Below are 10,659 nucleotides of genomic sequence, written 5' to 3' on the forward strand. Positions count from 1 at the left end.
AGACTTATATGCAGCGTGCTATTATCGGGGGCATGCGCGGCGCGATCATGTGCCTATAATCGCGCATCGACGGGCCCGACATGTCCCATCGAGGGTCGCCCGCGGCACCGGTCAGGTCAATAAGATGCGCCTATGATCGCGGGACATCGCCCCGGCGAACCATGTTCAGACGCGATCGCCGGTGCTAGACCGGTTGAAACATCGCATCGCAGGGAATGAATGCAGGACGCCGCCATCGAGAAAATCCCCCCGCAGCGCCTCGTCCAGGCGAGTGCCGACAAGTTGCGCGAGATCGTGCTGGCGGGCGAACCCGGGGTGCAGATCGGATCGCTGCGCGAGGTCGCCGGGCTGCTCGGGGTCGGGATCGTCACCGTCCAGCAGGCGGCGCGGATCCTCGAACATGAGGGGCTGCTGCTGGTCAAGCGCGGCCCGGGCGGCGGCTATTATGGCGCGCGCCCCGACGATGCCGCGCTCGAACGCTCGATCGCCGCCTGGCTGCGCGTCCATGGTTCGGGCCGGCACGAGGCGCTCGAGATGATCACCCTGCTCGAGGTCGAGCTGTCGACCGCGGCGGCGGCGTGCGACGACGAGGATCTGCGCGGTCAGTTGCGCGAGATGGCCGGGCGGGTCGAAGGCTGCGCGACCACCGAGGAGCGGGTCGCCTTCGAGGAGGATCTGCAGGCGCTGATGTTCCGGATGGTCGAGCGGCCGCTGATCGAGCTGCTCTCGCGGGTGACCCTGCGCCACTACAAGGCGCAGCCGCTCCCCGCGATTTTCCCGGGCGACGAGGGCATCGCGACGTGGAAGGCGGGCCGGCGGCGGATCATCGCGGCGATCCTCGCACGCGATATGGCGCTGACCCGGTTCGAGAGCGATCGGCACCGCAACGAGACGCTCGCGCGGTTGCACGCGCTCGCATGATTTTTGTTTGAGCCCTCAAACGCCGGGCGGCCGGCATCCGCCGGCCTTGGCTTCCTCGCATAAGCTCGGGCGGGCGCCGTTCAGGTTTTTTGGCGCCCTTGCGGACCCTGCGGGTCCGTTGGTTATCGTGGCCCCTAAGGTGCCGGAGTCAGCGGCCGCCCATCTGGCCCCAGCGTTCCTCGTTCATCCAGACATATTCGAGATAATGGCCGACCAGCGGCCGGGCATCGAGATAGAGGAAGCGCAGCGCCTCGTTGCCGCCTTCGAGCACCACCGGCAGCGACTGCTGGTCGACCCGCGCGCGGAAATCGTCCCAGTCGTCGACCCGCATGCAGATATGGTGGAATTTCGGGACATCGTCCTCGCCGAGCCCGTCGCGGTAGATATCGACGTCGCCCGCCACCGGCTGGATCAGCTCGTACTGGAGATCGTCGACCCAGATGAAGGCGAGCTTGTTGGTCTGCTCGCCCTTGCCCTTCAGGGTCGTGACCTGGGTGGTGCCTTCATAGTGCAGCAGTTGGCGCACATTGGCGCGCGCCTTGAACGCCTCGATCGCCTTGTCGATGTCGCGGGTGACATAGGCGTTCTGGAAATGGCGGCCTTCGAGCATCTCGTCTCTCCTCGGTGGTCGGTCGGCTGCGTTCAGCCTTCGCGTTCGATATCGTAGCGCGACAGATAGCGTTCGAAGAGCGGCTCGAGCGCTTCCTTGCTCAGCCCATATTGGGCGAGCTTATATTCGTGGCGGCCGAACTTGTCCTGCGGGTTGTCGTCGACCCAGCCCTGCATCCCCGCTTCGGCGCCTTCGGTGAACTCGTCGCCGAGCTTGGTATAGACCCCGCGCATGGTCCCGACCGGATCGCGCATCAGATCGGCATAATGGACGTCGATGATCCGATCCTCGCCGATCGCGTCGCGCGCGTCCATCGCCCGGTCGGCATGTTCGGCGGCCTGTTTCGGATAGTTGCCGGCGAGCCATTCCTTGTCGACTTTGCCCATATAGCCCATGTGGGCGAGCGAGATCAGGCTGACCAGCGAGCCGGCGGCGGTGAACGGATCGCGGTGGGTCCAGATCAGACGCGCGTCGGGGAAGACCTTGAGCAGGGTCGGGATGAACAGCGCGTGCGACGGCATCTTGAGGTTCCAGGTGCCGGGCGCCTCGGCCTGGAGCAGCTGGAGGAAGCGCTTTTCATATTCATAAGCCGAGGTGACGTCGGCGGAGAAGATGAACTCGCGATAGCCGGGCAGTACCCCACGCGATTCCCACATCAACGTCTTGAAATCCTGCGCCTGGATGAAGACGCATTCGTTCGGATAGATCGCCGAGCCGCGATAATATTTGCCCATTTCGGGGCGCGCGGCGAGCATCGCCCGTTCCTGCTCGAGCCGGGCGAGCGCGCGGGGATCATTGTAGAGGGTCGCGCTGGTCGCCGGCGGCACCGGATCGTCGATTTCCCAGGTCAGCGGCGAGCGGCGCGCGGGATCGGCGGCGAGCAGGTTGCTGACCATCGTCGTGCCGGTGCGCGGCACCCCGAACACGAACACCGGCCGCTCGATCGGGCGGGCGAGCAGTTCGGGCCGGCTGTCGAGATAGGCGGTGGTCTTGAGCCGGCCGGCGAGGGCCGCGACGAGATCGGCCTTGAAGCGATCGACGAGCTGTTCGGGCCGGTCGCCGGCGTTGATGTCGGCGACGAGGATGCCGAGCCCCTCGCGGAAGCTCTCGCTGTCGAAACGTTCGAGCCCGGTCGCGCGCTGCGCTTCCTCGATCAGTTGGTCGACCACCAGCGGCTTCGTCATGCCTGCGCGTCCTCTCATAGGGGCGCCGGCGCATCCCGCCAGCGTCTGTTGTGGCGCTTGATTGGCGCGGTGGCGCGCAGCGAGGCAATGGCCATGCATCCCGCTGATGGGACGAAATATCGCGAACAGGCCATAGTGCGACATGGCCCCCTCCCCTCACTTGGGCCCAACTCAGCTCGTCATCCCGGCGGAGGCCGGGATCTCGGGAGAATGGGGAGCGCCCTTGCCTCCCGAGATCCCGGCCTCCGCCGGGATGACGAGTTTGGGACAGCCACAAGCTTGACGCCTATGGGCGGGAGCCGGAGCGACGGGATCTTACCCCGTCGCCCGCCGCACCCGCTGGCGGAACTGGCGCGGGGTCACCCCGGTGACCGCTCGAAACGCATAAGCGAAGCTCGACGGCGAGGCGAACCCGACCGCGAAGGCGATCGTCTTGACGCTGTCGCCGCCGAGCAGCAGCCTCTTGGCCGCCTCGATCCGGCTGCGCGCGACATGATCCTTGATCGAGCAGCCGCGGCTGGTGCGGAAGCCGCGGGTGAGCTGGCGCACCGACAGGCTGCACATCTCGGCAAGTTCGGCGAGCGCGGGCGGACATTGCAGGTCGCGCAGCCGCTGGTCGATCAGCGCGAGCCGCCACGCCGCGAGCCCACCCGCCACCGGGCGATCGTCGATGCCCGCGACGAACCGGCCGATCTCGATCGCGAGCTGCCCGACAGCGTGGGTGGCGAGTTCGGTGGCGCCGATATCGGGGCGGTGCGCCTCCTCGGCCAGCCGGATCAGCAGGCCGCGGATATGCGGATGGCCGATGTCGAGCGCGGCCTCGAGCCGGCGGTCACTCCAGCCGCCATCGGCGCCGAGCCAGCGATCGACGAGGTCGCGGCGCAGATGGCACAGGATCGACGACTGCCAGCCGCGTTCGCCGCGCGTGTCCATCCGGTGGTCGGGCGGCACCAGGAACAGGTCGCCGAGCGGCTCGAACCGGTGCGGCCCCCATTGGTCGCGGAAACAGGCGCGGGCGTTGCCGGGGCGCGGGGTCAGGCAGAGGTCGAGCCGATAGTCGGGGCTCGGCGTCATGGCGGTGAAGAAGGGATCGCGGACGTCGAAGCGGACGATCTGCACCGTCGCCTGCGGCACGTCGAGCTGGGCATGGACGCGTATCTCATGACTGTTCGCCCGATCCATCCGCGCGTCCTTTCCCATGCCGGTGCAGCGCCGGCGGGCCCGCGCGGCTTTGCGACCAGTCATCCAAATTATGGCCGGCGATCTACATTATGCAACCTTGTCGCGACATCCCACCTGGCCGAACCTCGCGCAGACAAGAAGGATAACAGGAGCGGACAGGCCATGGCCGAACTCGACGATTTCAAGGGCGCGATCGACTGGACGCGCCTCAATGCCTGGCTCGACGGCCAGCCCGACGTGCCGGGCACCGGGCCGGCAACGTCGGTCAAGCGGCTGCGCGGCGGCCTGCAGAACCAAGTCTTCCTGATCGAACGCGATGGCGGCCGTTTCGTGCTGCGCCGGCCGCCGGTATCGCGCGGCGGGGTCAGCGAGACGATGCTGCGCGAGGCGCGGGTGCTCAAGGCGCTGACCGGCAGCGCGGTCCCCTGCCCGGCCTTCTACGCGCTGGGCGACGCCCCCGCGATCATCGGATCGACCTTCTATCTGATGGAGCCGCTCGAAGGCGCCGCGCCGATGGGCCAGCTCCAGGGCGACTATGCGACCGACGCCGGATGGCGGCGGGCGATGGGCGAGCAACTGGTCCGCGCCGCGGCCGCGCTCGGCACGATCGACCCGCAGGCGGTCGGGCTCGCCGATCTCGGCAAGCCCGACAACTGGCACGAACGCCAGGTCGCGCGCTGGCGATCGCAGCTCGAAGGCTATGCCGCGACCCCGGGCTACGACCCGAAGGCGCTGCCTCATGTCGACGCGGTCGGCCGCTGGCTGTCGGACAATCTGCCCGCCGGCCGGCGGATCGGCATCATCCATGGCGACCTGCAATTTCCCAACGTGATGTTCTCGCTCAAGGCGCCCAAGGTCTCGGGGATCATCGACTGGGAACTGGCGACGCTCGGCGACCCGCTGCTCGACCTCGGCTGGATATTGTCGAGCTGGTGGGAGGACGGCGACCCGCAAGGCAAGCAGCCGATGGTTGCGCCGTGGGACGGCTTCGTGCCGCGCGCCGAGCTGGTCCGGCTCTATTGCGAGATCACCGGCCGCGACATGGCCGAGATGCCGTGGTTCTTCGCGCTCGCCTGCTACAAGCTCGCCTGCCTGCTCGAGGGCACCTACGCCGCGTCCAAGGCGGGCAAGGTCCCGGCTGAGGTCGGCGACCAGGTCCATGGCTATGCGGTCTGGCTGATGGCCAAGGCGCGCCAGATCATCGCGGGCTGACACCCTCTCCCCTATCGAAAGCATTTCCCATGGATTTTACCGTCGATCCCGAATTCCAGGCCAAGCTCGACTGGATGCGCAGCTTCGTCGCGCAGGAGGTCGAGAAGCTCGACCTGCTGTTCCCGGCCGGCTGCGAGCCGTTCAACACCGCCAATGCCGAAGCGCGCGCGCGGCTCGAGCCGCTGCGTGACCAGGTCAAGGCGCAGGGGCTGTGGGCCTGCCATCTCGATCCCGAGCTCGGCGGCCAGGGCTATGGCCAGTTCAAGCTCGCGCTGATGAACGAGATCATCGGCCGCTCGCACTGGGCGCCGACTACCTTCGGCTGCGCCGCGCCCGACACCGGCAATGCCGAGATTCTGGCGATGTTCGGTACCCCCGAGCAGAAGAGCCGCTATCTCCAGCCTTTGCTCGACGGTGAGATCGTCTCCTGCTTCTCGATGACCGAGCCGGTCGCCGGCGCCGATCCCAAGGAGTTCATCTGCAAGGCCTGGCGCGACGGCGACCAATGGGTGATCGACGGCGAGAAATGGTATTCGTCGAACGCCCGCTACGCCGCCTTCTACATCGTCATGGCAGTCACCGATCCCGACAATGCGCCGCACGAGCGGATGTCGATGTTCATCGTGCCGGCCGAGACTCCGGGGATCGAGATCATCCGCAACGTCGCCGGGATCAACGACCGCGACGAGGACGGCGCGCATGGCTATGTCCGCTACGACCATGTCCGGGTGCCGCTCGACTCTATGCTCGGCGCGCCGGGCCAGGCGTTCAAGGTCGCGCAGGCGCGGCTGGGCGGAGGACGCATCCACCATGCGATGCGGGTGGTCGGCCAGTGCAGCCGGGCGCTCGAGATGATGCTCGAACGCGCGGTGTCGCGCCGCACCCAGGGCAAGAGGCTCGGCGACCACCAGTTCGTCCAGGGCTATATCGCCGACTCCGCGATCGAGCTCGAACAATATCGGCTGCTGGTGCTCAAGACCGCGTGGATGATCGACAATCTGCCGCATGGCGCGGCGCGCACCCATATCGGCATGTGCAAGGTGGCGATGGCGCGGGTCTATCATGACGTCGTCCAGCGCGCGGTCCAGCTCCACGGTGCGCTCGGCACCACCCGCGAGACCCCGCTCGGAAACATGTGGATGGGGATCCCGATGCTGTCGGTCGCCGACGGCCCGACCGAGGTCCACAAGGTCCAGGTCGCCAAGGCGCTGATGAAGGACGTCGCGCCGACCGACGCGGTGTTCGGCAGCGAGCATCTGCCGACCAAGCTCGCGGCGCTGCGCGCGGCGGCACTATGATCGGGATCGACCTGATCGGCAAAGTCGCGGTCGTCACCGGCGGCAGCCGCGGCCTGGGGCTCGCGATCGTCCGCGGGCTGGCCGAGGCCGGCGCGACGGTGGCGATCGCCAGCCGCAAGCTCGACGCGTGCGCGGCGGTGGTCGCCGAGATCGAGGCGGCGGGCGGCAAGGCCTCGGCGCATGGCGTCGACGTCGGCCGCTGGGCAGATTGCGACCGGCTCTATGCCGAGGTGACCGAACGCTGGGGCGGCGCGCAGATCCTCGTCAACAATGCCGGGATGTCGCCACTGGCGCCGTCCTCGGTCGCGACCGAGGAGCGGCTGTTCGACAAGGTGATCGCGATCAACCTCAAGGCAGCGTTCCGGCTGAGCGCGCTGTTCGGCAGCGCGATGAAGGCCGCGGGCGGCGGCGCGATCGTCAACATCTCGTCGACCGGGTCGCTGCGGCCCGATCCGAGCTTTGCGCCTTATGCTGCTGCGAAGGCCGGATTAAATCTTCTGACGACGACCTTCGCCCAGGAATATGGCCCCGAGGTCCGGGTCAACACGCTGCTGCCGGGGCCCTTCCACACCGGCGCGACCGCCGAGTGGTCGCGATCGGAGTCGTTCCAGCGCCATGCCGAGGCGACGATGGCGCTGGGCCGGGCCGGCGAACCGCACGAGATCGTCGGGACGATCCTCTATCTGGTCAGCGACCTGTCGTCGTTCACCACCGGTGCATCGATCGCGGTCGACGGCGGCCACAGCATCGGCGCGAGCCAGGCCGCCCGCTCCGCGTAGGTACGAACCCGTCCCTTTCAGGTTTGCGTCCCGTTTCATGTGTTGCGGCCGGTTTGCGACATGTTCGGCCATTGCGAGCCGCCGGAGGTTGGCGGACACAGCATGCAAGCGATCCGGCCATCCGGACGGACCAAAGGAGAGAATGATATGGCGAAGGGCTTGTTCGATCTGACCGGGAAGGTCGCGGTCATCACCGGCGGCAATAGCGGGATCGGCCTGGGCTTTGCGCGCGGCATCGCCAAGCAGGGCGGCGACATCGCCATCTGGGCGCGGTCGGCCGAGAAGAACGCCAAGGCGAAGGCCGAACTCGAAGCCTATGGCGTGCGGGTCGAGACCCGCCAGGTCGACGTCTCGTCCGAGCAGGAGGTGATCGATGCCTATGCCGCGGTGATCAGCGATTTCGGCCGGGTCGACAGCGTGTTCGCCAATTCGGGGCTGCCGCCGACGGGCAATTCGGTGCTGACGATGAAGACCGAGGATTATCACGGCCTGCTCGCGGTCAACATGCACGGCGCCTTCTACACGCTGCGCGAGGGCGCGCGCCACATGGTCGCCCGCGCCGAGGCTGGCGAGCCGGGCGGTTCGCTGGTGTTCTGCGGCAGCCTGTCGATGTTCCAGGGCCTGCCGGGCAAGGGCAATTATGCCGCCGCCAAGGCCGGCATGGGCGCGATGATCCGCTGCATGGCCGCCGAGTTCGGCAAGTTCGGGATCCGCGCCAATTCGATCGCGCCGGGCTATATCAAGACCGAGATGACCGGTTCGGACGCCGAATGGTCGCCGATCGACAAGCATTTCGCGTCGAAGACCCCGATCCCCCGCCCCGGCTATCCGTCGGATTTCGAAGGGATCGCCGCCTATCTCGCGAGCGATGCGTCGAGCTGGCACACCGCCGACACGATCGTCATCGACGGCGCGGCGCTGATCGCGCTCTGAGGCCTTACATATTTTAGGAGAGCCGACATGGAAGTCCTGAATATCCACGGCGTGAACGACGTCAGACTCGATCCGCGCGAGGCCCCGGTCGCGGGCGCGGCCGACGTCATCGTCAAGATCAAGGCCTGCGGCATATGCGGCAGCGACCTGACCTATATCAAGGTCGGCGGCATCCATCGCCAGCCCGGCGGGGTCACCCCGATCGGCCATGAGGCCGCCGGCGAGGTGATCGCGGTCGGCGCCGACGTCAAGGATGTCGAGGTCGGCCAGCGGGTCGTCCTCAACCCGATGATGACCGCGAGCTATATCGGCAGCGGCGGCCCCGAAGGCGCCTTCACCCAGGAGTTGCTGGTCAAGGGCGCCAAGCTCGGCGACAGCCTGATCGCGATCCCCGAGGGCCTGCCCTACGACATCGCCGCACTGGCCGAGCCGTTCGCGGTGGCGCTGCACGGGGTCAACCGCTCCGAAGCCAAGCCCGGCGACAAGGTCGTGGTGTTCGGCTGCGGCCCGATCGGCCTCGGCATGGTGCTGTGGCTGATCGACAAGGGCGTGACCGACGTGGTCGCGGTCGACCTCGCCCCCGAACGGCTCGAGCGCGCCAAGGCGCTCGGGGCGCGGGCGGTGATCAACCCGGCCGAGGAGGATCTGCGCGCCCGGCTGATCGAACTGCACGGCACCGCGCGGCTGTTCAGCCGAGAGGCGGTCGGCACCGACGCCTATATCGATGCCGCCGGCGCCCCGAGCATCCTCGGCGACGTCGTCGGCATGGCGAAGACCCATGCCCGGCTGGTGATCACCGCCGCCTACAGCAAGCCGGTGTCGATCGACCTGGGGGCGATGCTGACCACCGAGATGACGATCACCACCGCGGTCGGCTATCCGACCGAGATGAACGAGGTCGTCGAGGCGCTGCCGCGGCTGCGCGACAAGGCGGCGCCGCTGATCAGCCATCGCTTCCCGCTCGGCCAGGTGATCGAGGCGCTCGGCGTCGCGGCGACCCCGGCGTCGGCGAAGGTGATGATCGAGATGACGGACGAGCCGGCATGAGCGGCGAGGTCAAAGAGGCCGGGGCAAAGGACGCGGGACCGCCGCTTGCCGGCCTCGTACTGGCCGGCGACAGCCAGACCGAGGCGGTGGCGATCACCGACTTCATCTTCATGGCGAAGGATATCTCCAACGCCTATCTGATCACCACCGCCGACGGCGATCTGCTGGTCAACACCGGCTTCATGGACAATGCCGAGCGCAACAAGGCGCTGCTGGCGCCGCACCGCACCGGCCCGCTCAAGCGGATCGTCCTGACCCAGAGCCATGGCGATCATTTCGGCGGGGTCCCCGCCTTCCGCGAAGCCGGCACCGAGGTGATCGCGCATGAGCGGTTCCTCGCCAATGCCCGCGACATGGCCGATCTCCAGCCGCATTTCGGGCCGCGGACCCGCAAGCTGTGGGGCACCACCGTCAAGCGCACCGGCACCGGCGCGCCGTTGCCGCCGCCCGATATCGTTCCCGACACCGTCTTCGACCGCGAACTGGCGTTCGAACAGGGCGGCCGTCGCTTCGAGCTGATCTGGACCCCCGACGGCGAGACCACCGACGGGCTGTGCGTGTGGATGCCCGACGAGAAGATCGTGTTCACCGGCAATCTGTTCGGCCCGGTGTTCCTGTCGATGCCGTTCCTGTGCACGCTGCGCGGCGACAAGCCGCGTTCGGTCCGCAGCTATCTGAGTTCGCTCGACCGCGTCCGTCAACTCGGCGCGGAGATATTGATCACCGGCCATGGCGATCCGATCACCGGCGCCGAACGCGTCCGCGCCGGTATCGACAAGATGCACGCCGCGGTCTCGTGGATCCGCGACTATGTGCTCGGCGGCATGAAGGCGGGCAAGGATGTCCACACGCTGATGCGCGAAATCGCCCTGCCCGAGGAGATCAGGATCGGCGAGTATCACGGCAAGGTGTCGTGGGCGGTCAAGACGATCTGGGAGGAATATTCGGGCTGGTTCCATTATGACTCGACCACCTCGCTCTATGGCGTGCCGCGGTCGAGCGTGTTCGGCGACCTGGCCGAACTGGCGGGCGGCGCCGATGCGCTGGCGACCCGCGCCGGCGAGAAGCTGGCCGCCGGCAAGCCGCTCGAGGCGATCCACCTGCTCGACATCGCGCTCGGCGCCGATCCCGCCAGCGCCGCCGCGCTGAAAGAAAAAAAGGCCGCGCTCGAAGCTTTGCTTGCCCAGTCGGGCGGGACCAATCTGAGCGAGACGATGTGGTTGCGATCGGAAATCAGATCGACCGACGAAGCACTTGAAAAGGCTTCATAATAACCCTGAAATACATCCCCTTCCCGCATCGCTGTGGCGATGCCGGAAGGGGCTAAAGCAGGGGTTTGGACGGGTGCAGCAGATGTGGTTTGTCGCCGCGCCCCTGCCGAACAAAGTGAATGGCGAACTCATGGAAAAGAAGTGGCTGTGACCCAGAACCTGACCCATTTGGAGCGGCTCGAGGCCGAGAGTATCCACATCCTTCGGGAGGTCGTCGCCGAG

General features: G+C 67.3%; 10 protein-coding genes. 7 read left to right on the forward strand and 3 right to left on the reverse strand.

What is annotated here, in order from left to right; genetic code table 11:
• Positions 1-219: 219 nt before the first annotated feature.
• Positions 220-921: a FadR/GntR family transcriptional regulator gene (locus tag AC1RM6_RS07085; RefSeq protein WP_493099460.1), complete on the forward strand. Its 702-nt coding sequence runs from the start codon at positions 220-222 to the stop codon at positions 919-921.
• Between the two features lie 148 nt (positions 922-1,069).
• Here AC1RM6_RS07085 and AC1RM6_RS07090 read toward each other — a convergent pair whose 3' ends face one another.
• The 3 genes from AC1RM6_RS07090 to AC1RM6_RS07100 all read right to left on the reverse strand — a co-directional run bounded on the left by AC1RM6_RS07090 (position 1,070) and on the right by AC1RM6_RS07100 (position 3,897).
• Positions 1,070-1,531: a VOC family protein gene (locus AC1RM6_RS07090; protein ID WP_493099462.1), complete on the reverse strand. Its 462-nt coding sequence runs from the start codon at positions 1,529-1,531 to the stop codon at positions 1,070-1,072.
• A gap of 32 nt (positions 1,532-1,563) precedes the next feature.
• Complete coding sequence (locus AC1RM6_RS07095) at positions 1,564-2,715, reverse strand: sulfotransferase family protein (protein WP_493099464.1); 1,152 nt, start codon at positions 2,713-2,715, stop codon at positions 1,564-1,566.
• Between the two features lie 315 nt (positions 2,716-3,030).
• Complete coding sequence (locus tag AC1RM6_RS07100; RefSeq protein ID WP_493099466.1) at positions 3,031-3,897, reverse strand: helix-turn-helix transcriptional regulator; 867 nt, start codon at positions 3,895-3,897, stop codon at positions 3,031-3,033.
• Between the two features lie 162 nt (positions 3,898-4,059).
• On the opposite strand from AC1RM6_RS07100, the gene AC1RM6_RS07105 reads away from it, so the two are divergent.
• The 6 genes from AC1RM6_RS07105 to AC1RM6_RS07130 all read left to right on the forward strand — a co-directional run bounded on the left by AC1RM6_RS07105 (position 4,060) and on the right by AC1RM6_RS07130 (position 10,437).
• Entirely contained in the window at positions 4,060-5,109 is a 1,050-nt protein-coding gene (locus AC1RM6_RS07105) for a phosphotransferase family protein (protein WP_493099468.1), read from the forward strand.
• Positions 5,110-5,138: 29 nt separating this feature from the next.
• A complete protein-coding gene (locus AC1RM6_RS07110; RefSeq protein WP_493099470.1) occupies positions 5,139-6,407 on the forward strand; it encodes an acyl-CoA dehydrogenase family protein in 1,269 nt (422 codons plus the stop codon).
• The gene (locus AC1RM6_RS07115; protein WP_493099472.1) at positions 6,404-7,186 is read left to right on the forward strand and encodes an SDR family NAD(P)-dependent oxidoreductase; all 783 of its coding nucleotides are present in this window, start codon (positions 6,404-6,406) and stop codon (positions 7,184-7,186) included. The genes AC1RM6_RS07110 and AC1RM6_RS07115 overlap by 4 nt, the downstream gene beginning before the upstream one ends.
• Before the next feature lie 147 nt (positions 7,187-7,333).
• The gene (locus AC1RM6_RS07120; RefSeq protein WP_493099474.1) at positions 7,334-8,119 is read left to right on the forward strand and encodes an SDR family NAD(P)-dependent oxidoreductase; all 786 of its coding nucleotides are present in this window, start codon (positions 7,334-7,336) and stop codon (positions 8,117-8,119) included.
• Positions 8,120-8,146: 27 nt separating this feature from the next.
• Positions 8,147-9,166, forward strand: a complete 1,020-nt coding sequence (locus AC1RM6_RS07125) for a zinc-dependent alcohol dehydrogenase (RefSeq protein WP_493099476.1) — start codon at positions 8,147-8,149, stop codon at positions 9,164-9,166.
• Entirely contained in the window at positions 9,163-10,437 is a 1,275-nt protein-coding gene (locus AC1RM6_RS07130) for an MBL fold metallo-hydrolase (RefSeq protein ID WP_493099478.1), read from the forward strand. The genes AC1RM6_RS07125 and AC1RM6_RS07130 overlap by 4 nt, the downstream gene beginning before the upstream one ends.
• Positions 10,438-10,659 lie beyond the last annotated feature (222 nt).

This window comes from Rhizorhabdus sp. GW822-FHT03C02, from assembly GCF_058801765.1.